Origin of the sequence: Rubellimicrobium aerolatum (assembly GCF_017872975.1) — a bacterium.
In the GTDB taxonomy this organism is placed as follows: Bacteria; Pseudomonadota; Alphaproteobacteria; order Rhodobacterales; family Rhodobacteraceae; genus Rubellimicrobium; species Rubellimicrobium aerolatum.
Genome location: NZ_JAGGJP010000023.1, coordinates 1 through 24,598, shown reverse-complemented (window position 1 = coordinate 24,598; position 24,598 = coordinate 1). Strand labels below are relative to the sequence as shown.

The following is a 24,598-nucleotide window of genomic DNA, read 5'->3' as shown; positions in this document are numbered from 1 at the left end:
ATCCTCACTCCGCCCGAAGGTCCAGCACCGCCGCCGGGAACCTGTCCGTCGCCACCTGCACCCGCACCGACCCCGTCCCGCCGGTGGCGCGCAGCCAGAAGCCCGTGGTCCCGCCCGCCAGGTGCGCCGTTCCCGGCCCGATCAGCCGGGCGGGCCCGTCCACCTCGATCCGCACCGCATCCTGAAGGAACGGCAGCACGTTTCCCGCCTGGTCCAGAGCCCGCACGATCACCCGCGCCTCGTCCCGCGCCGCCGCGTCCAGCACGGTCGCATCCGGCGCGACTTCCAGCGTGGTCGGCACGGGGTCGGCCACGTAGCGGCGCCGCGCCACCTCCTCGCCCCGGAGGAACCCCACGATCTCGCAGTCCTCCCAGCTCATCCCCCAGAGGCCCATCTCCGCCCCGGAGAAGTGGCGATGGTCGAGGATGACGGGCGCGTGCGGCAGGTGCGGGAACCGCTCCCTGTCCGGCCCGACCCGCTTGCGGAGGCTCGACCCGTAGCGGATCTCCACTGCGTCGCAGTTGGTGAGCACCACCAGCGGCAGGATGCCCCCGATGTTCCGCTCGCCCCGCGCGTAGAAGGTGACGGGCTGCATCACCACCCGTTCCGCCGGGTCGCGCTGGCTCGCATAGGCATGGGCCGCGAACTTGGGCTCCCGGAAGATCGTCGCGACCCCGTGGTGGCAGATGCGGTCGCCCGAGCCGAAGTCCTTGTGGGTGTTGTAGTCGAAGAAGCACCAGCCGATGGCGCCCGCGACCGCCGGGTCCCCGAAGGCCGCGTCCAGCACCTCCAGGTGCCGGATGGCGTGCTCGGCCTGCCGCTGCTCCTGGTCCCAGGCCTTGGTCGGGAACATGTGCCCGTTGTATTCGGTGATGAGGTAGGGGACGGGGTGCGGGAGGCCCGTCGTCTCGCGGCGGGACCGCAGCGCCGTCCGGGGCCGGTTCGACTGCGGATTCTCGAAGTCGCCCAGGATGAAGTCGTTCAGCGTGTAGACGTCCTCGAGCATCTCGCTCTCGGTGATGAACCGCACGCCCCCGGTCTGCCGCGTCGGGTCCAGCTCGCGCGCGACCCGGTTCGTCTCGGCGTAGAAGCCGTGGTCGTCCTGGCTTTCGTTGATCCGCACCCCCCAAAGGATGATCGAGGGATGGTTCCAGTCCCGTTCGATCATGCGCCGGACGTTCTGGACCGACTCCGCCTTCCACTCGGCCCCGCCGATGTGCTGCCAGCCGGGGATCTCCTCGAACACGAGGAGGCCGATCTCGTCGCAGCGGTTCAGGAAGTGCCTGGACTGCGGGTAATGCGAGGTCCGCACGACGTTGCAGCCCAGGTCCCACTTGAGGATCTCCGCGTCCCTCTCCTGCGACCGCCGTCCCTGCGCGTAGCCCGAATAGGGAAAGCTCTGGTGGCGGTTGAGGCCCATAAGCTTCAGGGGCTCGCCGTTCAGGAGGAACCCCTCCGGCGTGAACCGCGCCTCGCGAAGGCCGAAGCGGGTGGCCAGCCGGTCCTCTCCCGCCTCCGAGGTCAGCGTCAGCTCCAGCGTGCAGAGCGCCGGGTCCTCCGGTCGCCAGGGACGCAGGCCCCTCAGCCCGTCGAACGCCACCTGCGCCTCGCCGCCGCTCGCCTCGACCTCGGCCCGCGCGGCCTCTCGGCCGTCCGCGTCCAGCAGCCGCGCCGCGATCCGCGCCGCCCGCCCGTCGCCGGCCAGCCATACCCGCGCGCGCACGGACGTCTCGGCCGCCAGCGGCTCGGGCGTCTCGATTTTGACGTTCGCGATCCAGACCGGCGCCGTCACCCGCAGCGCCACCTCGCGGTAGATTCCCGCATAGGTCAGGTAGTCGATCCGCCCGCCGAAGGGCGGGATGACCGGGTTCTCCGACCCGTCGATCCGCACGGTCACGAGGTTGTCGCCCCGTCGCAGGTGCCCCGTGAGCCGCGCCTCGAACGGGGTGTAGCCGTCGCGGTGCCGGGCGACCTCCTGCCCGTTCACCCAGACCCGGGCGTCCGCCATCGCCCCCTCGAAGACCAGCGCGACCTCGCGCCCCTCGAAGCGGTCCTCCCACGGAATCTCGCGCTGGTAGGTGAAGGGCCGCTGGTAGGCGGTCTCGTCGAAGTAGGACAGCGGAAGCTCGACCGCCGTGTGGGGCAGCTCGACGGCCTCGCCCCGCAGGGGGGCCACGACCCAGGCGGGGTCGAAGCCCTCCGCGAAGATCCAGGAGTCGTTGCAGGGCGTCTCGGAGCGCATGGGAAGTCCTTCGGGGAGGTCGGGTTCGCTGGGGGGGGAGGGGGTCAGGTCATCCGACGGCCGTCGGGATCGAAGAGATAGGCCCGCGCCGCCGGGATCGAGATCGTCAGCCGGTCGCCCGCATGGGCGCCCCTCGCGGCGCCGGCCTGCACGACGAGCGGCTCGCCGGCCTTGGTGTTGCCGTAGAGATAGCTCGTGGCGCCCAGGTGCTCGGCCACGTCCACGACGAGGGGCAGGTCGCACTCGCCCTGCCCCGCCCCCAGGACGTGCTCGGGCCGGATGCCCAGCGTCGCCCTTTGCCCGGGCGCAAGGCCCTGCGCCGCCGGCAGCGCGATCTCCGCCCCACCCTGCCCGGTCAGCCGAAGCCGTCCGCCGCCCAGCGACTCGGCCGCCAGGAAGTTCATGCGGGGCGAGCCGATGAAGCCCGCCACGAACTGGTTGACCGGGTGGTCGTAGAGGTCCAGCGGCCGCCCGATCTGCTCCACCCGCCCTGCCCGCAGCACGACGATCCGGTCGGCCAGCGTCATGGCCTCGGTCTGGTCGTGCGTGACGTAGATCATCGTCGTCCCCAGCTCGCCGTGCAGCCGCGCGATCTCCACCCGCATCTGCACCCGCAGCTCGGCGTCGAGGTTGGACAGCGGCTCGTCGAACAGGAACACCTCGGGCTCGCGCACGATGGCCCGCCCGATGGCCACCCGCTGCCGCTGGCCGCCCGACAGGGCCCTGGGCCGGCGGCCGAGCAGCGGCTCGATCTGGAGGATGCGCGCCGCTTGCGCCACGCGCCGCTCGGTGTCCTCGCGCGGGTTGCCGTTCATCCGCAGCCCGAAGGACAGGTTCTGCGCCACCGTCATGTGCGGGTAGAGCGCGTAGCTCTGGAACACCATCGCGGTCCCCCGGTCGGCGGGCTCCACGTCGTTGACGACCCGCCCGCCGATGGCGACCTCGCCCGCCGTCACGTCCTCGAGGCCCGCGATCATCCGCAGCAGCGTGGACTTGCCGCAGCCCGAGGGACCGACGAACACGACGAACTCGCCGTCCCGCACGTCGAGGTCCACGCCGTGGATCGTCTCGACGGAGCCGAACGCCTTGCGAACGGACCTCAGCGTCACGCCTGCCATGGGGATCCCCTCATTTCACCGCGCCCGCCGTGATGCCCGACATGAAGAATCGCTGGAAGAAGACGAAGACCACGACCATGGGCAGCGTCAGCAGCACCGCCCCGGTCATGATCGACGCCCAGGACACCCGCGTGAACCCGATCAGCGTCCCGAGCGCGACCGGGGCCGTCATCATCGCGGGGTCCGAAGCGATCAGCAGCGGCCAGAGGTAGTTGTTCCAGCTTGCCAGGAACAGGATGATCGCCAGCGCCGCGAGCGTGGGCCGCGCCATCGGCAGCGCCACGCGGGTGAAGATCCGCCATTCCGTCACGCCCTCGACCTGCGCCGCGTCGAAGAGCTCCCCCGGCATCATCGAGAAGGCCTGCCGCATGAACAGCACGCCCAGCGAGTTGAAGAGCGGCGGCACGATCAGCGCGAACCAGGTGTTCTGGAGGCCCATGTCCCGGGCCACCAGGATGAACTGCGGGATCACCACGACGAAGTAGGGCAGCGTCAGCGTCCCGAAGATGAGCGCCGTCACCAGCCACCGCCCCCGGAAGCGGTAGCGCACCAGCGCCCAGCCCGCCATCGAGGTCAGCAGGATCGACAGCCCGGTCGTCACCAGCGCCACGACGACCGACACGAACAGCGTCCGCAGGAACCCCGTCTCGGCCTGCAGGGCCTGGAAGTTGGCCCAGAACTCCCCGCGCGGCAGGAGCTCGATGTCGGGCGAGAAGATGCCGTTCTCGGGCATCGTCGAGAAGACGAGCATCATCCAGAGCGGCAGGAGCCACAGGAGCGCCAGGGGTCCCAGCGCCGCGTGGAGCGCCACCTGTCGCCAGAGGCGCCGGGAGGATCTGGATGTCATGCCCGCTCCCGTCCCAGCCAGAGATTGAGGAGCGAGATCAGCACAGCGATCGCCGCGATGGTGTAGGCCACCGCCGAGGCGTAGCCGAAGTTCAGCACGGTGAAGCCCTGCCGGTAGAGGAAGACGCCCAGCGTCTCGGTCGCGCCGCCGGGGCCGCCCCGGTTGGTGATGAGGAAGGGCTCGGCGAAGAGCTGCATTGTCCCGATGACCGAGAGCACCACGCAGAACAGGATCACCGGCCGCAGCAGCGGCAGCGTGATGAAGAGGAACTGCCGGATCGGCGAGACGCGGTCGAGCGTCGCCGCCTCGTACACGTCGTCGGGGATGGACTGGAGCCCCGACAGGATGATGATGGCGTTGTAGCCGGCCCAGCGCCAGGTCACCGCCATGACGATGAGCGCCATCGCCGCCGTCGGGTCCGAGAACCAGTCCACCGCCGGCAGGCCCGCCGCTTCCAGGACCTTGTTCACGATCCCCCGGTCGGCGGTGAACATGAGGCGGAACACGGCCGCGTAGGCCACCTCGCCCACCACCACCGGCGCGAAGAAGGCGAAGCGCATGAGCCCGCGCGCCCTCAGCAGCGAGGAGTTCAGGAGCACCGCCAGCACGGTCGCCAGCGCGATCATGACCGGCACCTGCACGACCAGGATCAGGAGCGTGTTCTCCAGCGCGTTCAGGAAGGCCGGGTCCTGCGCCAGCCGCCCCCAGGTCATCGCCGGCCGGAACGTCCAGGGCAGCTGCCGCGTCGCGAGGAAGGACAGCCAGAACGAATAAAGGATCGGCCAGATCCAGAAGACCGCGAAGATCAGGAGGTAAGGCGTCAGGAAGCCGTAGGCCGTGCCGGTTCTGCGACGCATGGGCGGGCTTTCGGGTGCGGGGTTCGACAGGACGACGGACGACGGATCGCCCCCATGGCCCGACCGGTCGGGCCGGGCCATGGGATCGCGGGAAGGCTACTGCTGCGCCGCTGCGACGGGCAGGCCCGTCACCAGCTCGACCTGGCCCGCCGCGTCGTCGAGCGCCGCCTGCGCGCTCTCGTAGCCGCCGTTCAGGTAGGAGGTCTGCACCGTTTGCAGGACCGAATCGGCGTCGCCGAAGAACGGCGTGCCCCGGCTCGGGCTGATGTCGGGCAGCGTCGGCAGGATCACCTGCCAGACCGGCTGGCCGCCCCAGAACTCCAGCGGCTCGGCGGCATAGGGGTCATCGACCGCCGTGAGGAGCGACGGCACCAGCCCGTATTCCCGCAGCATCGTGACCTGGCCCTCGTTGGTGCCGAGCGCGTAGCGGAGGAAGGCGAAGGCCGCCTCCTTGGCGTCCGAGGAGCTCGCGACGGCGAGCGCAGATCCGCCGAGGTTCGCCGCGCGGGGCCCGCCCGCCGTCACGGACGGCATCCGGTAGACCCCCCACCTGCCCGCCTGGTCCTCGGGCGCGGTCGATCGGATCGAGCCCTCGTACCAGCCGCCGTACATCTGCGTCGCGACGGTTCCGGCGGTGTTCGACTGGATCTTCTCGTCCCAGTTGGCGGCCGTCATCAGGCCCGCGTCGTAGATCCTCTTGACGGTGTCGAGCGCCGCCACGCAACCGGGCTGGTTGATGGTGATCGCCTGCGCGTCGTCCGAAAAGTAGCCGCAGCCCTGCTCGTTCGCGATCATCCGGAACCATTCGGTGTCGCCGTTGAGGTCGGCCTGGGTCATGGTGACGTCGGGGTTGGCCTCCTGCACCTTCTGGCCGGCGGCGATGAAGTCGTCCCAGGTCGCGATCGCCTCGGGGTCCACGCCGGCGGCCTCGTAGAAGTCGCGCCGATAGAACATCGCGACGGGGCCGGAATCCCAGGGCATCGCGTAGGCCACGCCGCCGGGCTCCAGCTCCGCGCGCTTGAAGGCCGGGAACTGCGAGGCCAGCTCCTCGTCGTAGCCCAGGCCGCGCAGGTCGGCGAAGCAGTCGGGGAACTGCGCCCAGAAGATCTCGGATTCGTGGTTCTCGACCGAGACGATGTCGGGCAGGTCCCCGCCGCCCGCGGCGCAGGAGGCGAGCATCCGGTCGAACACCTGATCGTTGCCGAGATCCTCCACGGTGACGGTCACGCCGGGGTTCTGGGCCATGAAGCCCTCGGCCACGGCCTCGAGCGAGGAGGCGGCGACGTTCCAGCTCCAGATCGAGACCTCGCCCGACAGGTCCTGGGCCTGGGCGAGCCCGGCGACGGATGCCAGGCCGATCGCCAGGGGCGCGGTGGCTGCGCGCATGGTGGTTCCTCCCATTGTGTGTTGCCCGCTTCCGGGGCCTCCCCGTAACTTGGGGCCAAGGCCGGGTCGCGTCTCGGCCGATCCAAAGACAGACTGCGCGAAAGGTAAGATGGACGGAAAGCGTTACTGGGACCCCAGGGCCAGCCGGGTCGAGAGGGTCCCGAACGAGATCGTCGTCAGCTGCGAGCAACCCGGCATCATGGCCGCGCCCCACTGGCACGCCCAGGCCGAGGTCAACTTCGTGTTTCGCGGCGGCGTCGAATACGAGATGCACGGCCACCGCGTCCGGCTCGAGGCCGGAACCGTCGCGCTCTTCTGGGGCGGCCTGCCGCACCGGGTCGTGGACACGCGGGCGGACACCTACTTCCACGCCATCCACCTGCCGCTCCTCCACTTCTTCCGGCTGCGCCTGGCGCCCGAGTTGCAGCAGCGGCTCATGCGGGGCGCGACGCTGCTTGCGAGCGAGCCCCAGCCCGACGACGCCCCGGCCTTCACGCGACGCGCGCGCTACCTGACGTCCAAGGACGCCCGCCTCGTGCGCCACGGGATCGACGAGCTGCTCCTCCGCCTCGAACGAATCGGCCTGGAGCCGCACGAGATCCTCGAAGCCGCCGACCCCAGTCCCGGCGCGCAGGCCGAGCAGGCGAGCTTCCAGGGCATCCGCCGCATCTGCGGCTTCATCGCCGAGAACTTCCGCGAGGACATCGACTGCGTGGACATCGCCGCCTCGGCCGACATCCACCCCAAATACGCCATGACCGTCTTCAAGCGCTCCACGGGCATGTCGCTCGGCGAATACGTGAGCCTGATGCGCGTGTCCTACGCCCAGGCGCTCCTGACGAGGGACGACGCGAGCATCCTGCAGGTCGCCATGGACAGCGGCTTCGGCTCGGTCTCTGCCTTCAACAAGTGCTTCCGCAAGAAGGCCGGGATGACCCCCTCGGAGTTCAAGCGCGAGCACCGCGCCCTGCCCCTGGCCCTCCAGGCCTGAGCGGGGGCCACGGACGCCGGCGGCTCGGCCGGGCCAGACCGCCGCCCCGCCCGAAACGGCCGCCGCTTGGCTTCCGCCGGGCCATCGGCTCCGAACGTCGATGGACCTCGGGACGGGCCATGGCTCGCGCCGGCCCCGTCCCATCCGTCATCCCGCCTTCGTCCGCGCCTCCGGCCGGGCCCATTGCGGCATGAGCCCGCCATGCGCCTCCAGCAGCTCGTCCACCAGCGCCCAGATCTGGTCGAGGTCCAGCTCCGCCCCCGTGTGCGGATCGAGCATCGCCGCGTGATAGATGTGCTCGCGGCTCTCGGTCAGGAGCGCCGCGACCGTCAGCTCCTGCACGTTGATGCTGGTTCGTTGCAGCGCGATCAGTTGGGGCGGGATGTCCCGAACGGGCGTGGGCTGGAGGCCGTTGCCGTCCACGAGGACCGGAACCTCGACGGCGCAGCCGTGGGGAAGTTGCGGGATGAACCCCTCGTTGAGGACGTTGCCGTAGATCACCGAGGGCTCGCCCGTCACGACCGAGTTGACGATGCTGGACGCATACTCGTGCGAGGGCGTCACCATGATCCCCTCCGCGTCCCGATGCTCCCGCGCCTCCTTCTCCCAGCGCGCGATCTGCTCGACGCAGCGCTTCGGATATTCGTCCAGCGGGATGCCGAAGCGCTCGATCAGGTCGCGCCGGTCGCGCTTGATGAACCAGGGGGTGTATTCCGCGAAGTGCTCCGACGATTCGGTCACGAAGTAGCCCAGCCGCATCAGCATCTCGTAGCGCACCTTGTTGGGGCAGCGCGCGTTCCAGTGCGAGGGCTTGGGGAGGCGCCCCTCCCGGTAGCCCTGCCGCAGCGCCGGATAAAGGTCCACGTGGGAGCCGTCCGGCTGGCGGTGCTCGAAGTTCAGGAAGAAGCTCATGTGGTTGATGCCGCCCGCCCGGTAGCGGATCTCCTCCACGGGGATCCCGAGGTCGCGCGCCAGCTCCCAGGCCGTGCCTTGCACCGAATGGCAGAGCCCCACTTGCCGGATCGCCGGATGCTTCGCCCCGATCGCCCAGGTGTTGATCGCCATGGGGTTCACGTATTGCAGCATGATGGCCTGGGGGCAGACCTCCATCATGTCCGCGCAGATGGACCACAGATGCGGCACCGTCCGCAGCCCCCGCATGATCCCGCCGATCCCCAATGTGTCGGCGATGGTCTGGCGCAGGCCGAACCGCTTGGGCACCTCGAAGTCCGTCACCGTCGCCGGCTCGTAGCCGCCGATCTGGAAGCTCACCACCACGAAATCGGCCCCCTCCAGCGCGCGGCGCTGGTCGGTGTGGGCCTCCACCCTGGCGTGGCCCCCGAGCGTCCGGGCGAGCTTGCCCACCACGACCTCGGACTCTTCCAGCCGCTTCGGGTCGATGTCCATCAGGCGGATCGTGGCGCCCCGCAGCGCCTCCCGGTGCAGGATGTCGCCCGCGATGTTCCTGGTGAAGACGGTCGAGCCCGCCCCGATGAAGGTGATGGTGGTCATGTTCCTCGTCCATGCTGGCGCGGATCAGGCAACGCGCGACTGGCGTCGTCGGCCTGGGTTCCAGGGTCTAGGTTCTGTCGAGGCCCTCGTCCACCGGCCTCAAGCCCCAAGGCCACCGGCGCATCCAGCCTCGCCGCGCCGCCGGACGGATGCGCCCGCGACCCGGCCCGCGTCGGCCCGCCGGACATCGATCGTCACGGGTTCGCCGGGCGTGGCAGGATCGACGCGGGCCCGCCCGCCGGCGTGGCGGTCGAGGGTCGGCTCCGGACCGGTTGCCGTCGTGGGCCGATGCGGACCTTGGCAAGCGGTCGGTGAAGCAAGGCGAAACGCCGCGCGGAGGTTGCGTCCCCTCACGAGCAGGAGCCTGCAAGAGTCCGGGGTGAAGCGACGGACATGGAGGCGCTGCGAGCTTGGCGGTGCTGTCGGACGGATGCGAACTCGTCCCGGTTGCGGCGGGCGCGCTGAGCGTCAGTCGGCGCGGAGCGCCCGCCACTCGGCGAGAGCGGCAGTTCGGGCCTGCTAGTCGTGATCTCGGCTGGTGCGGCTCCGCTCGGCGCTGAAATGGCGGTGCATCGCCCTGTGGACCGCAGCAACCGTCTGAAGGGGTGGATGCGCCTGAACCGCAGCATGGCGCCCGCGTCGTCGGAAAGGCAGGTGGGAGTCCTCGACCCGGTTGTTCTCCCATCGCCCGGTGACTTGCCGAAACTCGGCTCCAATGTCCTTCAGGGCTGCCCTGCAAGACCTGAGCCCATCCGTCACCAGGTCCTCCGGTTCGCCATGCTGCCACGTCAGTCTCTTGACCTTCAGCGCCGCTTACCTCTCCCGATGGCGTTGTTGCGTAGCTCGGTCCGAGGTCGAGTTTTCCCCTCTCCCCTTGAGTTCAGACGACCCGGGTGGTCGCGGCCCATGCCAGGGCCGAGAAGCGGTTCAAGAGGGCGATACGGGTGTGGATCCCAGCGGTCTGGCGGTCGGGGTCTCGTGCGGCGATCCGCTCGCCGAAAGCTTCGAGGCGGCGCATTGGGGCTTCGATGCGATTTCGGGCGTGGGTGCCTGTCAGCCCCCACCAGAACGCCCGACCGAAGTGCCTCGAGGCTCGCAGGATCTCATTCCTGGCCCTTGCGGCGGGGCCATCCTCGAACCAGTGGCGGCCGTTCCTGCGGTTGGGAATGACCGCGGTGCCGCCCCGCCCAGCGATGGCCGAGTGGCAGGTCGGCGTGTCGCAGGCACCCTCCGCCGTGATGGCGCCCATGCTCGGCTCGGCCGGGATCTGCGCCGGCAGGTCCGACAGGACCGGGCTGTCGCCCTCCCGGCTGGAGGCGAACCCCACCCCACGGATGTCCCGGTGGCCATGTCCATGGCCAGGTGGACCTTGCGCCGCTGCCCTCGTCGGCTCGCTCCATGTCGGCGCACCTGCCACCCGCCATCGCGGCGCATCTTCATGCCGTGCTGTCGACCAGCAGGTCCAGGGGATCGTCCCCGCGCCGGAAGAGGATGTGGATGTCGACGGTCATCTGCCTGCGGCAGAGCGTGGAGCGGTCCCGCACCGGCCAGTCCAGCCCTGCCATCTTCGAGCTAGGCGTTCCACCATCCCGATCGTCCGCCGTGGCGCCAAGCCAAAGACGACCTTGATCGACAGGCAGAACTGGATGGCGGCATCCGAGAACGCCTCAGGTCGTCCCCGATTCGGGGCCAACCACGCCAGCAGGGAGCCCCGTCGACGCAGCGCCGCATCGCAATCAGGCCAGTTCGTCGTGCGGTGGCGGGCGGGGGCGGACTTGCTCACGCCCAAGCATACAGGAGGCCGCAGTCTCCAAGCACGTGCTCGGGCATGAACCTGGGCCTCCATGGCTAACCTTGAGTGTCCGGTCGAAAGAGGGGCCAGTTCCCTCGGTAAGACCCTGTTTTGCAGGTCAGTCCGTTCGAGACTGGATCGAACTGCATGACGGCCCCGAGCCGCGCCAGCGGCGAGCGGCAGAGTCCCTGCCGGCCCCGCGTCGCGACCCGCCCGCCAGGACCGAGAGCCGGGGCCCCCGGACGCCGAGCCGCTTCCCCCGGATCGCCCGACGTGGTGTTCTCCCCCCGACCGGCCCGGAGGCCCCCGATGCGACCGTTCCTGCTCCTGTCCGCCACCCTCGCCGACGGCGAGGCCGTCTGGACCACCTCCTGCGAGGAGGTCCGCGCCGCCTGGCTCGCGGCGCTCGACCGCCCCGGCGAGGCGCGCGTGGAGGTGAACCCCTTCGGCTCCAATCGCCCTGGCGTGGCCCTCCTCGCCGTGACCCAACCGGCCGGCACCGACCGGCTGGCCTGCGTCCACGACAAGGCCACCGGCCGGGCCGAGTTCACCGCCCCCTTCGCCCCCAAGGAGTGACCCCATGGCCGAGCCGCGCCCCGAACCGCGCCCCGATCCGATCCGCCCCACCGACGACCAGGCCCGCGCCCTCGCCCGCCGCCTCCTGCGCGAGGCCCGGCACGGCGCGCTCGGGGTGCTCGATCCGGACTCGGGCTCGCCCGCGGTGACCCGGATCGCCGTCGGCTGGGACGGGACGGCGGCGCTGGCCCTGGTCTCCACGCTGGCGATGCACACGCGCGCCCTCCGGGCCGATCCCGCCTGCTCGCTCCTGGTGGGCGAGCCCGGCCCCAAGGGCGACCCGCTGACCCATCCGCGCCTCACGCTCCTTGCCCGCGCCGAGCCCGCCGACAAGGCCGCGCACCGCGAGGGCTGGCTCGCCGCGCATCCCAAGACGACGCTCTACTACGACTTCGCCGATTTCCTCCTGCTGCGCCTCGCGCCCTGGTCGGCGTTCCTGAACGGCGGCTTCGGCCAGGCCTTCCGCCTGACGCCGGGGGACCTCGGCGAGCCGCCCGGGGCCGCTTGACACCGCCGGCCGCCCGGTCCACATACGCCGCCGTGGGGTCGTAGCTCAGTTGGGAGAGCGCGTCGTTCGCAATGACGAGGTCAGGGGTTCGATCCCCCTCGACTCCACCATCCTTCCCGACAGGATGCGCCTCAGCCGCCAAGCTGGGCCGCCGACAGTTCCAGCGCTGGAAAGGCGTCCTGGAATTGCGCCGCTTCCCCGAGATCGAGGAAGTGCGCCTCCAGCACGGGGCCGTCCCCGCCGGTGACGAGGTGGGCCACGGCGCGCGCGCCCAGCTCCGCCCGAAGCCAGGACTGGACCCGCTCCAGCATGGGGCCGGGGTCGTGGGACGGCACGCGGAAGCGGACCCGCACCGGATAGGTCAGGTCGTCCCGGTCGCGCCGGACGGATTCGGGAGGGCGCATCGCAGCTCCGTGGGGTGAGGGGGAAGGACGGGGCCGGAGGCCGGTCCCGGGGATCGGGAAGGCTTGGCTCGGGGAACGGGCGTCATGGCATCGCGGGCTCCGGTCGCCGCCGGGACCCGGTGGCATCGGCCCTTCATGCGGCGCGGATCGCTAAGATCCGATTAACGACGCGCAGAGATTTCCCGTCCGGCGGCGGCGCTGGTGACACGCCGTTTACCGGGCCGTGCTTTGCTGGTCCCGGGTGATGCGGAGGGATGGGACATGGAACTGTCCGACTGGTTCGAACGACTGATCGCGGAGTTCCGGGCGACCGGCGCCACCGGGCGCTCCAACCTGGTGCTGCTCGGCCCCGAGATCCGCGCGGGCCGGCGCGGCCCCCCGCCCGGGGGCGCGGCCATCGTGCTGCCCTTCCCCGCCCGCCGCGCGGCCCCGCCCCGGGGGCCGGCCCTGGCCGACGGGGCGGCCTGAGGCGCGCGGGTCAGTCCCCGGCGCCCAGCGGCACCTCGACGGCGAAGGCGGCGCCCCGCGTGGCCGGCAGCACCGCCACCTCGCCGCCGACCTGCGCGGCCAAGGCGGCGATGATCCGCATCCCGAGGCCGGTGGACCTGCGCGGCTCGAACCCCTCGGGCAACCCCGCGCCGTCGTCCGCGACCTCGACCCGGAGCGTGCCGCCCCGCGGCTCCACCCGCAGGCGGATGGTGCCGGCCGCGCCCGCCGCGAAGGCGTACTTGAGCGCGTTGGTCAGGAGCTCGCTCACGATCAGCGCCAGGGGCAGCGCCCGCCGCAGCGGCATGACCGCCTCGCCCTCGCCCGCGACGGTCAGCGCGATGCGGCCCTCGCCCTGGGCCGCCACCGTGTCCCCGGCCAGGCGGCGCAGGAACGGCACCATGTCCACCTCGCCATGGGTATCGAGGCTGTAGAGGCTCTGGTGGATGGCCGACATCACCCCGATCCGCGACTGCGCCTCGCGCAGGTGGCGCCGCGTCTCGGCGTTGTGGCTGCGCGCGGCCTGCATCGCCAAAAGGCCCGTCACCATCTGGAGGTTGTTCTTGACCCGGTGGTTGACCTCGTAGAGCAGCGCCTCCTTGCCCTCGAGAGCGAGGGCCAGCGCCTCGGCGGTCCGCCGCGCCTCCGTCACGTCGAGCACGGTGCCGATGAAGCGCGGCCCCCCGTCGGGGCCGGGCAGGACGCGGCCCCGCGCGTCCACCCAGCGCACCGTCCCGTCCGGCCGGAGCGCGCGGTAGTCCAGCGCGTAGCGCCCGTCCCCCGCGGGGTCGAAGGCCCGTGCGACCGCCGCCCGCACCGCCTCGCGGTCGTCGGGATGGACGCGGGACATGAACAGCCCGTCCGTCATCGCCGCGTCGGGCGGCAGGCCGAAGATCGCCTTGCACTCGGCCGACCACCGCATCTCGTCGGTGGCGGGGGTCCAGGCGAAGGTTCCCGCGCCCGAGGCCTCCTGCGCCAGCCGAAGCCAGGCCTCGGCCTCGCGCGACTGCGCCTCGGCGGTCTTGAGCTCGTGGATGTCGGTGCAGGTGCCGACCCAGCGCAGCACCGGCCCGCCCGCCGCGTCGCGCTGGGGCGCGACGCGGCCCTTGAACCAGCGATGCGTCCCGTCGGCGCCGCGCAGGCGATACTCCACCTCGACCGGCGTTCCGGCCCGCAGCGCCCCGGCCCAGGCGGCTTCGGTCGGCGCCCGGTCCTCCGGATGGACCAGCGAGGCCCAGCCGTGGCCCAGCAGCGCCTCGGCCGACCGTCCGGTGTAGCGCTCGTATTCCGCGTTGACGTAGACGGTCGCGCCCGCGGCGTCGGTGACGAAGACGATGGAGGGAAGGGCGTCCAGGATGGACCGGGCCCCCGGCTCGATCCCCCGGGGCCAGCCGGCATCGCTCAGGTGCAGGCGCGGCGTCATCCCGGCTCCATCGGTCCCCTCGCCCCACTCAAGTCCACCGCCGCCCCCCGCGTCAATGCCCGCGGAACGCCGGGGCCCCCGAGGCGTTGGGCCGCGACCTTGCCGGACCCACGCATGACGCCCGCGATTCCCCTCCTCCTGACCGGCCTCCTGCTCTGGCCCGCCGCGCTCCGGGCGCAGGACGGCCCGTCCTTCGACTGCCGCGACGCCTCCACCCGGACCGAGGCGGCGATCTGCGCCGACCCCGGCCTCGCCGCGCTGGAGCGGCGGACGGTCGCCGCCTACGACCGCCTCGCCGCCCGCATCGGCCAGCGGGAGGCGCGGCGCATCGCCGACGCGCTGCTGGCCCGCCGCCAGGCCTGCGAGGGCGACCGCGCCTGCATCGTGGAGCGGCTCCTGATCTCGACCGAGGTCTTCGAGCAGCGCGGCCAGCCCACGGCGGTCGCGGAGGAGCCCACGCCGCCGCCCCCGCCCTCCGACCCCTCCCCCAGCCCGGCCCCCGAGCCGCCCCGGGCCTCGCCCCAGGCGCTCGACGAGGTGCTGGGCGGCGCGCGGCTCACGGCCTCGGACGGCGCGGAGGCGCCGGCCACGCCCGAGGTGCCCCTGCCCCCGAACCCGATCGCCTCGCGGGAGTGGTAGGCTAGAGCCCCCCCATCGCCTTCAGGTGCGCCACCACCTCGGCCACGCCCCGCCCGTGCCGCAGCGCCGTGAACAGGAACGGCCGGTCCCCCCGCATCCGCCGGGCGTCCCGCTCCATCACCTCCAGCGAAGCCCCGACATGGCGCGCGAGGTCGGTCTTGTTGATGACGAGGAGGTCCGACCGCGTGATCGCGGGGCCACCCTTGCGGGGGATCTCCTCGCCCGCCGCCACGTCGATGACGTAGATCGTCACGTCCGCCAGCTCGGGCGAGAAGGTGGCCGAGAGGTTGTCCCCGCCCGATTCGATCAGCACCAGCTCCAGCCCCGGATGCCGCGCCCGCAGCTCCGCCACGGCGGCGAGGTTGATGGACGCGTCCTCGCGGATCGCCGTGTGCGGGCAGCCCCCGGTCTCCACGCCCAGCACCCGGTCGGCGGGCAGGATCTGCATCCGCATCAGCGCCTCGGCGTCCTCCTGCGTGTAGATGTCGTTCGTGATGACGGCGAGCGACAGCTCGTCCTTCAGCGCGCGGGCGAGCGCCGCCGTCAGCGTGGTCTTGCCCGCGCCCACCGGGCCGCCGATGCCGACCTTGAGCGGGCCATGGGGGGATGCGTCGGTCATGCGTGCTCCTTCAGGACCGGAAGATGCGGGGCTCCAGCCCCTCATGGCGCAGCGAGGCGATGTCCACCGCCACGGCGCAGGAGCCGATGTCGTCGGGGGACAGCCGCACCGCCTCCGCCACCTCGGCGCAGACAGGGGCGAGCCGCAGCACCACCCCCTGCGCCGCCGTCTGGCCGAGGGGCATCAGCCGTTGCGCCGCCTGCGCCAGCGTGGTGACGAAGCCCTGGAGCGCCACCTCCGCCACCGGCCGCGCCGGCAACCCGCCCAGCCGTGCCGCCCGGCCCAAGACGACCGGAAAGGGCGCGTCGGGCAGGTCCCAAGCGTGCAGCGCCCGCAGCGTCCGCGCGAAGGCCGCGCCCTGCCCCGCCGCCTCGGCCCGCCTCTCGCGCGAGGGGGCGAGCGCGGTCGCCAGTTCCGCCAGTTCCGCCAAATCGTCCTCGGACGCCCGATGCGCCGCCCCGATCAGGATGGCGTCCGTCCGGCCCGCGCCATGCCGCAGCACGTCCCCGAGCCAGTCCCCGAGCGTCGCGGCGTCCCGCACCGTCCCGTCGCGCGCCGCCTGCTCCAGCCCGTGGCTCCAGGCGAAGCCCCCCGTCGGGAAGGCCGGCGACAGCCAGCGCGCCAGCGTCAGGAGTTGCGCCGAGGACAGGACGGCCGCACCGTCAGGGCTCATCGGACGACCCGAGATGCCCCAGGCCCGACCCGTCCGACGCCCCGTGCGAATGCCCCAGCACGCGCCCCTCGCCATAGGCGCCCCCCTCGGGGACGAAGGGACCCTCGACCTCGCGCAGCGCCGCCCCCAGCCCCTCCAGCATCCGCGCCAGCACGCGGTCGCGGCGGATCAGCAGGCGGTCGGGCTCGATCCGGGCCGGAGCGTGGCGGTTGCCGATGTGCCAGGCGAGCCGCGCGAGGTCGCCCCGCACCTCCAGGAGCGGCTCCGGGGCCGCGCGGACGACCACCAGCCGCCCGTCGTCCAGCTCCAGCGCGTCGCCGTCATCGAGCCCCACGGCACCCGGCAGGTCCACGAGGACCGCAAGGCCCCCGTCCGTGACGATGCGCCTGCGCCGGATCAGCCGATCCTCGTAGGCGAGCGTCACGCGGTCGTCGGCCCGCCCGGCATGGGCGCGGCGCAGCGCGGTGGCGCGGAGAAGGCCGCTCATCGCGGCCCCGCGTTCAGATCGCGGCGCGGACGCCGAAGATGCGCCGGACCTGCTCCTCTCGCGAGGTGCCGCGCGCCGCGAGGTCCGCGTCCGAGAGCCGGTTCAGGCGCTCGACCTCGGCCATGCAGCCCTTCGCCTCGGCGATCAGCAGCAGGGCCGACCACAGCGCCCGGAACGGCGCGGCGAGCGTGTGGGAAAGGGCGTGGTGGTGGGTGTCGGCGATCATGGCCATCGTTGCGGTCCTCGGGTCTGGGGGTTGTCCTCCCGTGACCCCTATGTGGGATGCCGCACCGCAGCGCACCACCGCCCGTTCGACAGGCCAGCCATGCAGCCCGTGCAGGCTCGGAGGACCGGGACCCCGCCACCACCCGCCTCAGAACAGGAAATACCGCTGCGCCATCGGCAGCCGGTCCAGGGGCTCGCAGGTCAGAAGCTCCCCGTCCGCGCGCACCTCGTAGGTCTCGGGGTTCACCTCCACCTTGGGCAGCGCGCAGTTGAGCTTCAGGTCCCCCTTCCGCAGCCCCCGCGTGTTCCTGACCGCAACGGTGTCCTTGGCCAGCCCCAGCGTCCGCCCGATGCCGGCGTCATGCGCCACCGCGCTGACGAAGGTCACGGCCGACCGCTCCACGCTCCGCCCGTAGGCGCCCCACATCGGCCGCGAATAGACCGGCTGCGGCGTCGGGATCGAGGCGTTGGGGTCACCCATCTGCGCGCTGACGATGGTGCCGCCGATCAGCACCATCTCGGGCTTCACGCCGAAGAAGGCCGGGCTCCAGATCACGAGGTCGGCGCGCTTGCCCTCCTCCACGCTGCCCACCTCATGCGCGATCCCGTGCGCGATGGCCGGGTTGATCGTGTATTTGGCGACATAGCGCCGCGCGCGCAGGTTGTCGTTCGCCGCCGTCTCCCCGGCCAGCCGCCCGCGCTGCACCTTCATCTTGTGCGCCGTCTGCCACGTCCGGGTGATGACCTCGCCCACCCGCCCCATCGCCTGGCTGTCGCTCGCGATGATGCTGAACGCCCCCATGTCGTGCAGGATGTCCTCGGCGGCGATGGTCTCGCGCCGGATGCGGCTCTCGGCGAAGGCCACGTCCTCGGGGATCGACCTGTCGAGGTGGTGGCAGACCATGAGCATGTCCAGGTGCTCGTCCACCGTGTTCACCGTGAAGGGCCGCGTCGGGTTGGTGGACGCGGGCAGGACGAACTCCTCCCCACAGATCTTGATGATGTCCGGCGCGTGGCCGCCCCCCGCCCCTTCCGTGTGGAAGGCGTGGATCGTGCGCCCCCCGATGGCGCGCACCGTGTCCTCCACGAAGCCCGATTCGTTCAGCGTGTCCGTGTGGATCATCACCTGCACGTCGAGGTCGTCCGCCACCGTCAGGCAGGTGTCGATGGCCTTGGGCGTCGTCCCCCAGTCCTCGTGCAGCTTGAGGCAGGCCGCCCCCGCCAGCACCTGCTCCTCCAAGGCCAGCGGCAGCGAGGCGTTCCCCTTCCCCGCGAACATCAGGTTCATCGGAAAGGCGTCGGCCGCCATCATCATCCGCCCCAGATGCCACGGCCCCGGCGTGCAGGTGGTGGCCAGCGTCCCGTGCGCCGGCCCCGTCCCGCCGCCGATCATCGTCGTCAGCCCCGAATGGAGCGCGTCCTCGATCTGCTGGGGGCAGATGAAGTGGATGTGGCTGTCGATCCCCCCGGCGGTGACGATGCGCCCCTCGGCGGCGATGGCCTCGGTCCCCGGCCCGATCACGATGTCCACCCCCGGCTGCGTGTCGGGGTTCCCCGCCTTGCCGATCCTGTGGATGCGCCCGTCCTTCAGGCCGATGTCGGCCTTGGTGATGCCCGTCCAGTCCAGGATCAGCGCGTTGGTGATGACGGTATCCACCGCCCCCTCGCCCCGCGCCCGCTGGCTCTGGCCCATGCCGTCGCGGATCACCTTGCCGCCGCCGAACTTCACCTCCTCGCCGTAGGTGGTCCGATCCCGCTCCACCTCGATCCACAGCTCGGTGTCCGCGAGCCGCACCCGGTCGCCCACCGTGGGGCCGAACATGGCGGCGTAGTCGCGGCGGGGGATCAGGCTGGGCATCGGGTCGGGCTCCTCGGGATCTGCGGCCCCACAAGGCCCCGGGCCGCGCGCCTTGTCAAAGCCCCGCGCCGCGATTCCAGCCGTCGCGCGCCCGCCCGGATGCGGAACGCCCGCTTTCCGGGCACCCCGCGAACCGCCGGCTCAGGAGGGCTTGGGCGTCCGGGGCGCGCGCGGCTTGGTCAGCCGCTTGACGTTGGCGCGGGTGCGCCGCGCGACCGGGCGGATGGCGGCCTGCGCGATCTCGTCCGGGCTCTTGCCCGTCATCATCGCCGCGCCCGCCGCCATCGCGGCCTCGGCGAAGGCGGGGGCCTTCTCGGCCATCATGGTGTGGTTCTCGCGCTTGTGGGCGGGCAGCACGCCCATCATTCCCATCATCCGCAGCGTCATCACCATCTGCGCCTCGGCCATCATGGTCCAGAAGGCCACGGCCGAGGTCCAGGGCTGGTAGGGCTTCATTGCAGTCCTCCGACATAGGCGGCCAGATCGTCCGTCCGCGCGCGTGTGAGCCGTTCGAGGCAACCCGCCGCGATCAGCCCGGTGATGCTTCCGGGCTGGAACGGCTGCGCCTCGGCCGCGCAGGCGAGGTCGCGGAACGCCACCCAGGCCCGCTGCGCCTCGCGCAGGGTCCGCTCGGGGGCGCCATCGCCCCGCGCGTCCATGCGCCGCGCGACCTCCAGCGCCTGGCCGTAGGCCCGGTTCAGCTCCGCGTCGGCGGCCCGCCACGCCTCGGCCGCGCAGGCGTTCATCTCGGCCTGCGTGGGCCGCGCGCCGCAGTCCTGCGCCGCGACCGGCCCCGCCGCCAGCGCCAGGAGGACGGCCAGCGCCCTCACAGCGGCCCGCCCACCCGGCCGTTGAACCCGTGCACCACCCGGTCGCCGCCAAAGGCGATCAGCCGCACCTCGCGCCGCTGCCCCGGCTCGAACCGCACGGCGGTCCCGGCGGCGATGTCGAGCCTGCGTCCCCGCGCCGCGTCCCGGTCGAAGTCCAGCGCCGCGTTCGTCTCGGCGAAGTGGTAGTGCGAGCCCACCTGCACCGGCCGGTCGCCGGTGTTGGCGACCATCAGCGTGATCGCCTCGCGGCCTTCGTTCAGCGTGATGTCGCCCTCGGCGGTGACGATCTCTCCGGGGATCATGCGCGGCTCCTTCAGCGGATCGGCTGGTGAACGGTCACGAGCTTCGTGCCGTCGGGAAAGGTCGCCTCGACCTGCACCTCGGGGATCATCTCGGCGACGCCCTCCATGACCTGCTCGCGCGTCACGACCTTCGCTCCCGCCTCCATCATGTCGGCCACGCTGCGCCCGTCGCGCGCGCCCTCCACCACGGCGTCGGTGATCAGCGCGATGGCCTCGGGATGGTTGAGCCGGACGCCGCGGGCGAGCCGCCTGCGCGCCACCTCGGCGGCCATGGAGATGAGAAGCTTGTCCTTCTCGCGGGGGGTGAGCTGCATTCTAAAGGGTCCACGTTTTCGGAAGGGCCGCGCCCGACAGCCGGACGATGAGCGGAACGAGCGCCTGGCGCAAGGCGAAGCCATCCGCCGCCAGCAGCCGCGCGAACAGCAACCCGTCCTCGATCATCCCCGCGCCACCCGTGCCCGCGCAAAGGGCGCGCGCCGCCGCCAGATGCGACTCGGCCCCCGGTCCCGCGACCACGACGGTCGCCATCGCCCGCGCCCCGCCGCCGACGCCCGCCCGGTCCAGCGTCGCGGCGATGTCGCCCTCGACGCGGAAGGCGTCCGCGAAGCGCAGCCGCCCGTCCCGCCGCACCTCCCACCGGTCCCGCAGCCGTCCCTCGCGCAGCACCTCCCCATGCGCGAGACGCCCAAAGACCAGCGGCTCCACCAGCAGCGCCGTCGCGTCCCCTTCCAGGTCCGCGAGCAGCCGCCGCTCCAGCCGCGCCCCGTCGTAAAGGATCGTCTCCTGCGGCAGCCAGTCGATCCGCGCGCCCGGCCCCGCCGAAAGTCGCGTCTCGACCCGCGCGGGCTCCGCCTCGCCGGCGCGATAGGCCCGCTCCGCCGCCTGCGTGGACAGCCGCAGCCGCGCCCCGGCCTCGGCCCGCGCTTCCAGCCGCATCCGGTCGCCCGAGGTCAGCCCCCCGGCGGTGTTGAGCGTCACCACCTCCAGCGCATCCCCCGCCCCGCGCGGGAACAGCGCCTTGAGCGAGCCCTGCGCCCGCAGATCCCCCAGCCGCGTCACCCCGCCCTGGGCGCGCGCGGACAGCCGCACCTCGCCTTGCGCGCGGGGGACCTGGGGCCGGGACAGGGGGACGGCGGCGTTCATGCGCGCCACCCTGACAGCCTTCCGGCCCGCCGCCTAGCGCCCTCTCGCCGCAGCGCAGCATTTTCCGCCGCCCGAGGCGGCCGCGCCACGCCTCAGGCCGCGAGGTCCGGCGCGGGCCGCACGCCGACGCCGTTGATCCGCCATCCCTCCGGCGTCTCGACCATCTCGTAGTCGAGGAGCCACCCCCGCCCCTCGGCGTCCTCCACCCGGACCGCCTGCCGCAGCGCGCCGTCCTCCTCGCGCAGCGCGCCCATCTCGGCGTCGCGGTTGTCCCAGACCATCGGATAGCCCCCCTCGACCATCCGCGCGAACCTCTCGGGCGTGCCGAACATCCCCTGGATCGTCGGGCTCGCATGGTCCCAGGCCCCCGCCACGTCGCGGGCGACGAAGTCCGACAACTGGTCTTCGATGACCTCGGCGATCTCCGCGCGGTCCTCCGCGTCCTGCGCCAGGGCGGGGCCGGCGAGGAGCATCACGGCAAGAATGGTCAGGCGGCGCATGGCGGGTCCTCCGGCGGGGGCTTGTCACTTGCGTGACACGTTCCCACCCTCACATAAGTTTCACCATCGCCACCGACAGGAGCCGCCATGCCCTACGCCATCACGCCCGAGGACGAGAGCGTCGAATCCGCGCTCCGCCGCATCGCGCGCGAGGAGGCGGCCCACGCGCTGGAGATGGTGCGCGCGACGGGCGACCTCGCCCCCCGCGTCCACGAGATGCGAAAGACCGTCAAGAAGCTGCGCGGCCTCCTGCGCCTCGCCCGCCCCGTCCTCGCCGTCGCGTCGGCCGAGAACGCCGTCCTGCGCGACGCGGGCCAGGGCCTCTCGGGCCTGCGCGACGCCGCCGTGCAGCTCGCCACCGCCGAGTCCCTGTCCGCCACCATCCCCTCCGACCGGCGCGAGGCCCTCCTCGCCCCCTTCCGCGCCGCCGCGGCCCACCACGACGCCCGCGCCGAGGCCGAGCTGCTCCCCCCCTTCGCCGACGTGATGGACTCCCTGATCCTGCGGTCCGAGGGCTGGCGCCTCCGGCGCGAGGGCTGGGACGCGCTGGAGCCCGGACTCAAGGCCACCTGGGCCGCCGCCCGCCGCGCCCTCAAGGCCGCCCGCCGCGAGCCCTCGCCCGAGGCGCTCCACGAATGGCGCAAGCGGGTGAAGGACCACTGGTATCAGGCCCGCCTGCTGCGCCCGATCTGGCCGGCGATGATGGACCCGCACATCAAGGCCGCCGACGACCTGGGCGAGGTGCTGGGCCTCGTCAACGACCTCGCCGTGTTCCGCGACCGCCTGGACGCCGCCGACCTCGCCCCCGTCCTCAAGTCCGAGGCGAAGGACCTCGCCACCCTCCGCCACGCCGAGCTGATGGCCCGCGCCCTGCCGCTCGGCCGCCGCCTCCTCGCCGGCGACGCCCGCGCGCTGACCGACCGCTGGGGGACGTGGTGGACGCTGCGCGACGCCGCCTAGCTCAGGCCGCCAGCCGCTCCTCGATCAGCCGCACCGTCTCCTCGACGCCATAGAGCGCCACGAAGCCGCCGAACCGCGGCCCCTCCGTCGCGCCCAGAAGCACCTCGTAAAGCCCCTTGAACCAGTCCCGCAGCGGCTGGAACCCGTGCTCGTTGCCCACCGCATAGACGATGGTCTGCAACTCCTCCGGGTCGTGCGACCCCTCGTGCCCCCGCAGCCGCGCCGCAAGGTCCACCATCGCGGCCCTCTCCTTGTCGGTCGGCGCGCGGAAGGTCCGCATGGGCTTCACGTGGTTCTGGAAATACCGCACGGCATACCCGGCGGCGGCGTCCAGACCCGGATGCGTCTCGGGGCTCGCGTCCGGCGCATAACGGCGCAGGTAGTTCCACAGCACCGCCTTCTCCTCCGCCCCCGACACGCTGGCGAGGTTGAGGAGCATCGCGAAGGGCACCACCATGTCCGACGCGGGCGGGTTCCCCCCGTGGATGTGCCACACCGCGTTCCCGAGCTGCTGCTCCGGCGTCTGCTGGGGATAGCCCCGCAGGCTCTGGTGATACTCGTCCACGTTGCGCGGGATCACGTCCCAGTGCAGCCGCTTCGCCGTGCGCGGCTTCTGGAACATGAAGTAGCTCAGCGACTCGGTCGCCGCATACTCCAGCCACTCGTCGATGGTCAGCCCGTTCCCCTTCGACTTGGAGATCTTGCCCCCTTCCTCGTCGAGGAACAGCTCGTAGACCATGTGGTTGGGCGCCCGCCCCCCCAGCACCTCGCAGATGCCGTCGTAGATCGGCGTGTTGGTGCTGTGGTCCTTCCCGTACATCTCGAAGTCCACGCCCAGCGCCGCCCAGCGCGCGCCGAAATCGGGCTTCCATTGCAGCTTCACGTGACCGCCCGTCACCGGCAGCGTCCAGTCCCGCCCGGACCCGTCGTCGAAGGTGATGGTGCCCTCCCGGGCGTTGACCTCCTTCAGCGGCACGTAAAGCACCCGCCCCGTCTCCGGGTGGATCGGCAGGAAGCACGAATAGGTCTGCTGCCGCTCCTCGCGCAGCGACTTCAGCATGATCGCCATGATGTCGTCGTACCGCTCCGCCGCCAGCCGCAGCGTCGGGTCGAACGCGCCCGAGCGGTAGAACTCCGTCGCCGACATGAACTCGTACTGGAACCCGAAGGTGTCCAGGAACCGCCGCAGCATGGCGTTGTTGTGGTGGCCGAAGCTCTCGTGCGTGCCGAATGGGTCCGGCACGCTCGTCAGCGGCTGCTGCAGGTGCAGCCGCAGCATCTCGGCGTTGGGCACGTTCTCCGGCACCTTCCGCATCCCGTCGAGGTCGTCGCTGAACACGATCAGCCGCGTCGGGATGTCCGAGATCACCTCGAAGGCGCGGCGGATCATCGTCGTCCGCAGCACCTCGCCGAAGGTGCCGATATGCGGCAGCCCCGACGGCCCGTAGCCCGTCTCGAACAGCACGTGGTCCTTGGCCGGCGCCGAACCCCCTCGGGCCTCCACCCGCTTCAGCAGCGCGCGCGCCTCCTCGAAGGGCCAGGCCCTGGACACCATCGCCGCGTCGCGGAGAGAGGACATGGATCGCGCTCCTTGGATCGGATCGGGGGAAACGAAGGGGCCGGGGACGGCCGGGGGCCTCCCTATTGCCGGGGGGGCCGCGCGTCAATAAACCTGACCCGGACCCAAAGGACGATGCCCCATGCCCGAGACCACCATCCTTTCGCCGCAGGACTCGTTGGTGGCGATCATGCTCGCGGTCTCGGTGGCCGACGGCAACGTGCGGACGGCCGAGCTGCTGCAGATCTCCAACCTGATCGAGAACCTGCCCGCCTTCGCCGACTACGACGGCGCCAAGCTCCAGGCCATGGGGCCGATGATGCTGCGCCTGATGAACGACGACGACGGCCTCGACCGCCTGTTCGAGCTGGTGCGCCGCTTCCTGCCCGAGCGGCTGTGGGAGACGGCCTACGCGCTGGCCTGCGACGTGGCCGCCGCCGACGGCCGCATCAGCGGCCCCGAGGCCGACATGCTGGAGGCCGTCCGCGAGGAGCTGAGCCTCGACCGCCTCCACGCCGCCGCCATCGAGCGCGGCGCGCGCGCGCGCTACCAGCGGGTCTGAGCCCCCGCGTCCACCGCCGAGGGGGGCTCTGCCCCCCGTCTCCTGCGGAGCCTCCCCCCGGGATACTTGGAGCCAAAGAAGGCCAGGAGCGCGCGGTGGC

General features: G+C 72.0%; 28 protein-coding genes, 1 tRNA gene and 1 pseudogene. 8 read left to right on the top strand and 22 right to left on the bottom strand.

Going from position 1 to position 24,598, the window contains the following annotated elements:
* Window positions 1-4 precede the first annotated feature (4 nt).
* The 5 genes from J2Z33_RS16525 to J2Z33_RS16505 all read right to left on the bottom strand — a co-directional run bounded on the left by J2Z33_RS16525 (window position 5) and on the right by J2Z33_RS16505 (window position 6,450).
* A complete protein-coding gene (locus J2Z33_RS16525) occupies window positions 5-2,242 on the bottom strand; it encodes a glycoside hydrolase family 2 protein (RefSeq protein WP_209843110.1) in 2,238 nt (745 codons plus the stop codon).
* A 44-nt stretch (window positions 2,243-2,286) separates the two neighbouring features.
* Window positions 2,287-3,360 carry an ABC transporter ATP-binding protein gene (locus J2Z33_RS16520; protein WP_209843108.1) on the bottom strand — a complete coding sequence of 358 codons (1,074 nt, stop codon included), beginning with the start codon at window positions 3,358-3,360 and terminating at the stop codon, window positions 2,287-2,289.
* Window positions 3,361-3,370: 10 nt separating this feature from the next.
* The gene (locus J2Z33_RS16515; RefSeq protein WP_209843106.1) at window positions 3,371-4,207 is read right to left on the bottom strand and encodes a carbohydrate ABC transporter permease; all 837 of its coding nucleotides are present in this window, start codon (window positions 4,205-4,207) and stop codon (window positions 3,371-3,373) included.
* The gene (locus tag J2Z33_RS16510) at window positions 4,204-5,064 is read right to left on the bottom strand and encodes a carbohydrate ABC transporter permease (protein ID WP_209843104.1); all 861 of its coding nucleotides are present in this window, start codon (window positions 5,062-5,064) and stop codon (window positions 4,204-4,206) included. The genes J2Z33_RS16515 and J2Z33_RS16510 overlap by 4 nt, the downstream gene beginning before the upstream one ends.
* A 96-nt stretch (window positions 5,065-5,160) precedes the next feature.
* Window positions 5,161-6,450 carry an extracellular solute-binding protein gene (locus J2Z33_RS16505; RefSeq protein WP_209843102.1) on the bottom strand — a complete coding sequence of 430 codons (1,290 nt, stop codon included), beginning with the start codon at window positions 6,448-6,450 and terminating at the stop codon, window positions 5,161-5,163.
* 109 nt (window positions 6,451-6,559) lie between these two features.
* Between J2Z33_RS16505 and J2Z33_RS16500 the strand changes: the two genes are divergently transcribed.
* The gene (locus J2Z33_RS16500; protein ID WP_209843100.1) at window positions 6,560-7,441 is read left to right on the top strand and encodes a helix-turn-helix domain-containing protein; all 882 of its coding nucleotides are present in this window, start codon (window positions 6,560-6,562) and stop codon (window positions 7,439-7,441) included.
* A gap of 147 nt (window positions 7,442-7,588) precedes the next feature.
* Here the strand turns inward: J2Z33_RS16500 and melA are convergent, their stop codons facing one another.
* The 3 genes and pseudogenes from melA to J2Z33_RS16485 form a co-directional block, all read right to left on the bottom strand.
* Complete coding sequence (gene melA / locus J2Z33_RS16495) at window positions 7,589-8,953, bottom strand: alpha-glucosidase/alpha-galactosidase (RefSeq protein WP_209843098.1); 1,365 nt, start codon at window positions 8,951-8,953, stop codon at window positions 7,589-7,591.
* 519 nt (window positions 8,954-9,472) lie between these two features.
* A complete protein-coding gene (locus tag J2Z33_RS18995; protein WP_377110421.1) occupies window positions 9,473-9,745 on the bottom strand; it encodes a DDE-type integrase/transposase/recombinase in 273 nt (90 codons plus the stop codon).
* Between the two features lie 88 nt (window positions 9,746-9,833).
* Window positions 9,834-10,736: pseudogene (locus J2Z33_RS16485) on the bottom strand (IS5 family transposase).
* A 318-nt stretch (window positions 10,737-11,054) separates the two neighbouring features.
* Between J2Z33_RS16485 and J2Z33_RS16480 the strand changes: the two are divergent.
* The 3 genes from J2Z33_RS16480 to J2Z33_RS16470 all read left to right on the top strand — a co-directional run bounded on the left by J2Z33_RS16480 (window position 11,055) and on the right by J2Z33_RS16470 (window position 11,939).
* Complete coding sequence (locus tag J2Z33_RS16480; RefSeq protein WP_209843094.1) at window positions 11,055-11,321, top strand: hypothetical protein; 267 nt, start codon at window positions 11,055-11,057, stop codon at window positions 11,319-11,321.
* A gap of 4 nt (window positions 11,322-11,325) precedes the next feature.
* Entirely contained in the window at window positions 11,326-11,829 is a 504-nt protein-coding gene (locus tag J2Z33_RS16475; RefSeq protein ID WP_209843092.1) for a pyridoxamine 5'-phosphate oxidase family protein, read from the top strand.
* Window positions 11,830-11,863: 34 nt separating this feature from the next.
* A tRNA-Ala gene (locus tag J2Z33_RS16470) sits at window positions 11,864-11,939 on the top strand.
* A gap of 21 nt (window positions 11,940-11,960) precedes the next feature.
* On the opposite strand, the gene J2Z33_RS16465 is transcribed toward J2Z33_RS16470, so the two are convergent.
* A complete protein-coding gene (locus tag J2Z33_RS16465) occupies window positions 11,961-12,233 on the bottom strand; it encodes a hypothetical protein (protein WP_209843090.1) in 273 nt (90 codons plus the stop codon).
* A 261-nt stretch (window positions 12,234-12,494) separates the two neighbouring features.
* Here J2Z33_RS16465 and J2Z33_RS16460 point away from each other — a divergent pair, with 261 nt between their 5' ends.
* The gene (locus tag J2Z33_RS16460; RefSeq protein WP_209843088.1) at window positions 12,495-12,701 is read left to right on the top strand and encodes a hypothetical protein; all 207 of its coding nucleotides are present in this window, start codon (window positions 12,495-12,497) and stop codon (window positions 12,699-12,701) included.
* A gap of 10 nt (window positions 12,702-12,711) precedes the next feature.
* Here the strand turns inward: J2Z33_RS16460 and J2Z33_RS16455 are convergent, their stop codons facing one another.
* Window positions 12,712-14,142, bottom strand: a complete 1,431-nt coding sequence (locus J2Z33_RS16455; RefSeq protein ID WP_209843086.1) for a sensor histidine kinase — start codon at window positions 14,140-14,142, stop codon at window positions 12,712-12,714.
* A 114-nt stretch (window positions 14,143-14,256) separates the two neighbouring features.
* Here J2Z33_RS16455 and J2Z33_RS16450 point away from each other — a divergent pair, with 114 nt between their 5' ends.
* Window positions 14,257-14,781, top strand: coding sequence for a lysozyme inhibitor LprI family protein (locus J2Z33_RS16450; RefSeq protein WP_209843084.1), 525 nt, complete (start codon window positions 14,257-14,259; stop codon window positions 14,779-14,781).
* Between the two features lies 1 nt (window position 14,782).
* Here the strand turns inward: J2Z33_RS16450 and ureG are convergent, their stop codons facing one another.
* The 11 genes from ureG to J2Z33_RS16395 all read right to left on the bottom strand — a co-directional run bounded on the left by ureG (window position 14,783) and on the right by J2Z33_RS16395 (window position 21,418).
* A complete protein-coding gene (gene ureG / locus J2Z33_RS16445; protein WP_209843083.1) occupies window positions 14,783-15,400 on the bottom strand; it encodes an urease accessory protein UreG in 618 nt (205 codons plus the stop codon).
* Window positions 15,401-15,410: 10 nt separating this feature from the next.
* Window positions 15,411-16,073: an urease accessory protein UreF gene (locus J2Z33_RS16440; RefSeq protein WP_209843081.1), complete on the bottom strand. Its 663-nt coding sequence runs from the start codon at window positions 16,071-16,073 to the stop codon at window positions 15,411-15,413.
* Window positions 16,063-16,560 carry an urease accessory protein UreE gene (locus J2Z33_RS16435; protein ID WP_209843079.1) on the bottom strand — a complete coding sequence of 166 codons (498 nt, stop codon included), beginning with the start codon at window positions 16,558-16,560 and terminating at the stop codon, window positions 16,063-16,065. The genes J2Z33_RS16440 and J2Z33_RS16435 overlap by 11 nt, the downstream gene beginning before the upstream one ends.
* 13 nt (window positions 16,561-16,573) lie before the next feature.
* Window positions 16,574-16,792 carry a DUF1127 domain-containing protein gene (locus J2Z33_RS16430; RefSeq protein WP_209843077.1) on the bottom strand — a complete coding sequence of 73 codons (219 nt, stop codon included), beginning with the start codon at window positions 16,790-16,792 and terminating at the stop codon, window positions 16,574-16,576.
* Between the two features lie 141 nt (window positions 16,793-16,933).
* Entirely contained in the window at window positions 16,934-18,643 is a 1,710-nt protein-coding gene (ureC, locus tag J2Z33_RS16425) for an urease subunit alpha (protein ID WP_209843075.1), read from the bottom strand.
* Window positions 18,644-18,784: 141 nt separating this feature from the next.
* Window positions 18,785-19,099 carry an antifreeze protein gene (locus J2Z33_RS16420; protein WP_209843073.1) on the bottom strand — a complete coding sequence of 105 codons (315 nt, stop codon included), beginning with the start codon at window positions 19,097-19,099 and terminating at the stop codon, window positions 18,785-18,787.
* Complete coding sequence (locus tag J2Z33_RS16415) at window positions 19,096-19,473, bottom strand: lysozyme inhibitor LprI family protein (RefSeq protein ID WP_209843070.1); 378 nt, start codon at window positions 19,471-19,473, stop codon at window positions 19,096-19,098. The genes J2Z33_RS16420 and J2Z33_RS16415 overlap by 4 nt, the downstream gene beginning before the upstream one ends.
* Window positions 19,470-19,775: an urease subunit beta gene (locus J2Z33_RS16410; protein ID WP_209843068.1), complete on the bottom strand. Its 306-nt coding sequence runs from the start codon at window positions 19,773-19,775 to the stop codon at window positions 19,470-19,472. The genes J2Z33_RS16415 and J2Z33_RS16410 overlap by 4 nt, the downstream gene beginning before the upstream one ends.
* A gap of 11 nt (window positions 19,776-19,786) precedes the next feature.
* Window positions 19,787-20,089: an urease subunit gamma gene (locus J2Z33_RS16405; protein ID WP_209843066.1), complete on the bottom strand. Its 303-nt coding sequence runs from the start codon at window positions 20,087-20,089 to the stop codon at window positions 19,787-19,789.
* 1 nt (window position 20,090) lies between these two features.
* Window positions 20,091-20,918 (bottom strand): urease accessory protein UreD, encoded by an 828-nt coding sequence (locus J2Z33_RS16400; RefSeq protein ID WP_209843064.1) that lies wholly within the window; start codon window positions 20,916-20,918, stop codon window positions 20,091-20,093.
* 92 nt (window positions 20,919-21,010) lie between these two features.
* The gene (locus J2Z33_RS16395) at window positions 21,011-21,418 is read right to left on the bottom strand and encodes a DUF4864 domain-containing protein (protein ID WP_209843062.1); all 408 of its coding nucleotides are present in this window, start codon (window positions 21,416-21,418) and stop codon (window positions 21,011-21,013) included.
* An 87-nt stretch (window positions 21,419-21,505) separates the two neighbouring features.
* On the opposite strand from J2Z33_RS16395, the gene J2Z33_RS16390 reads away from it, so the two are divergent.
* On the top strand, window positions 21,506-22,378 hold the full coding sequence (locus tag J2Z33_RS16390) for a CHAD domain-containing protein (RefSeq protein WP_209843060.1): 873 nt from the start codon (window positions 21,506-21,508) through the stop codon (window positions 22,376-22,378).
* A 1-nt stretch (window position 22,379) separates the two neighbouring features.
* Here J2Z33_RS16390 and J2Z33_RS16385 read toward each other — a convergent pair whose 3' ends face one another.
* On the bottom strand, window positions 22,380-23,957 hold the full coding sequence (locus J2Z33_RS16385) for a lysine--tRNA ligase (RefSeq protein ID WP_209843058.1): 1,578 nt from the start codon (window positions 23,955-23,957) through the stop codon (window positions 22,380-22,382).
* 121 nt (window positions 23,958-24,078) lie between these two features.
* Between J2Z33_RS16385 and J2Z33_RS16380 the strand changes: the two genes are divergently transcribed.
* The gene (locus J2Z33_RS16380; protein ID WP_209843056.1) at window positions 24,079-24,498 is read left to right on the top strand and encodes a tellurite resistance TerB family protein; all 420 of its coding nucleotides are present in this window, start codon (window positions 24,079-24,081) and stop codon (window positions 24,496-24,498) included.
* The last annotated feature ends 100 nt before the right edge of the window (window positions 24,499-24,598 follow it).

Bases quoted from the DNA above. Each gene is read 5' to 3' on its own strand.
- J2Z33_RS16525 (WP_209843110.1), bottom strand. From the start codon at position 2,242: ATGCGCTCCGAGACGCCCTGCAACGACTCCTGGATCTTCGCGGAGGGC.
- J2Z33_RS16520 (WP_209843108.1), bottom strand. From the start codon at position 3,360: ATGGCAGGCGTGACGCTGAGGTCCGTTCGCAAGGCGTTCGGCTCCGTC.
- J2Z33_RS16515 (WP_209843106.1), bottom strand. From the start codon at position 4,207: ATGACATCCAGATCCTCCCGGCGCCTCTGGCGACAGGTGGCGCTCCAC.
- J2Z33_RS16510 (WP_209843104.1), bottom strand. From the start codon at position 5,064: ATGCGTCGCAGAACCGGCACGGCCTACGGCTTCCTGACGCCTTACCTC.
- J2Z33_RS16505 (WP_209843102.1), bottom strand. From the start codon at position 6,450: ATGCGCGCAGCCACCGCGCCCCTGGCGATCGGCCTGGCATCCGTCGCC.
- J2Z33_RS16500 (WP_209843100.1), top strand. From the start codon at position 6,560: ATGGACGGAAAGCGTTACTGGGACCCCAGGGCCAGCCGGGTCGAGAGG.
- melA (WP_209843098.1), bottom strand. From the start codon at position 8,953: ATGACCACCATCACCTTCATCGGGGCGGGCTCGACCGTCTTCACCAGG.
- J2Z33_RS16480 (WP_209843094.1), top strand. From the start codon at position 11,055: ATGCGACCGTTCCTGCTCCTGTCCGCCACCCTCGCCGACGGCGAGGCC.
- J2Z33_RS16475 (WP_209843092.1), top strand. From the start codon at position 11,326: ATGGCCGAGCCGCGCCCCGAACCGCGCCCCGATCCGATCCGCCCCACC.
- J2Z33_RS16465 (WP_209843090.1), bottom strand. From the start codon at position 12,233: ATGCGCCCTCCCGAATCCGTCCGGCGCGACCGGGACGACCTGACCTAT.
- J2Z33_RS16460 (WP_209843088.1), top strand. From the start codon at position 12,495: ATGGAACTGTCCGACTGGTTCGAACGACTGATCGCGGAGTTCCGGGCG.
- J2Z33_RS16455 (WP_209843086.1), bottom strand. From the start codon at position 14,142: ATGACGCCGCGCCTGCACCTGAGCGATGCCGGCTGGCCCCGGGGGATC.
- J2Z33_RS16450 (WP_209843084.1), top strand. From the start codon at position 14,257: ATGACGCCCGCGATTCCCCTCCTCCTGACCGGCCTCCTGCTCTGGCCC.
- ureG (WP_209843083.1), bottom strand. From the start codon at position 15,400: ATGACCGACGCATCCCCCCATGGCCCGCTCAAGGTCGGCATCGGCGGC.
- J2Z33_RS16440 (WP_209843081.1), bottom strand. From the start codon at position 16,073: ATGAGCCCTGACGGTGCGGCCGTCCTGTCCTCGGCGCAACTCCTGACG.
- J2Z33_RS16435 (WP_209843079.1), bottom strand. From the start codon at position 16,560: ATGAGCGGCCTTCTCCGCGCCACCGCGCTGCGCCGCGCCCATGCCGGG.
- J2Z33_RS16430 (WP_209843077.1), bottom strand. From the start codon at position 16,792: ATGGCCATGATCGCCGACACCCACCACCACGCCCTTTCCCACACGCTC.
- ureC (WP_209843075.1), bottom strand. From the start codon at position 18,643: ATGCCCAGCCTGATCCCCCGCCGCGACTACGCCGCCATGTTCGGCCCC.
- J2Z33_RS16420 (WP_209843073.1), bottom strand. From the start codon at position 19,099: ATGAAGCCCTACCAGCCCTGGACCTCGGCCGTGGCCTTCTGGACCATG.
- J2Z33_RS16410 (WP_209843068.1), bottom strand. From the start codon at position 19,775: ATGATCCCCGGAGAGATCGTCACCGCCGAGGGCGACATCACGCTGAAC.
- J2Z33_RS16405 (WP_209843066.1), bottom strand. From the start codon at position 20,089: ATGCAGCTCACCCCCCGCGAGAAGGACAAGCTTCTCATCTCCATGGCC.
- J2Z33_RS16400 (WP_209843064.1), bottom strand. From the start codon at position 20,918: ATGAACGCCGCCGTCCCCCTGTCCCGGCCCCAGGTCCCCCGCGCGCAA.
- J2Z33_RS16395 (WP_209843062.1), bottom strand. From the start codon at position 21,418: ATGCGCCGCCTGACCATTCTTGCCGTGATGCTCCTCGCCGGCCCCGCC.
- J2Z33_RS16390 (WP_209843060.1), top strand. From the start codon at position 21,506: ATGCCCTACGCCATCACGCCCGAGGACGAGAGCGTCGAATCCGCGCTC.
- J2Z33_RS16385 (WP_209843058.1), bottom strand. From the start codon at position 23,957: ATGTCCTCTCTCCGCGACGCGGCGATGGTGTCCAGGGCCTGGCCCTTC.
- J2Z33_RS16380 (WP_209843056.1), top strand. From the start codon at position 24,079: ATGCCCGAGACCACCATCCTTTCGCCGCAGGACTCGTTGGTGGCGATC.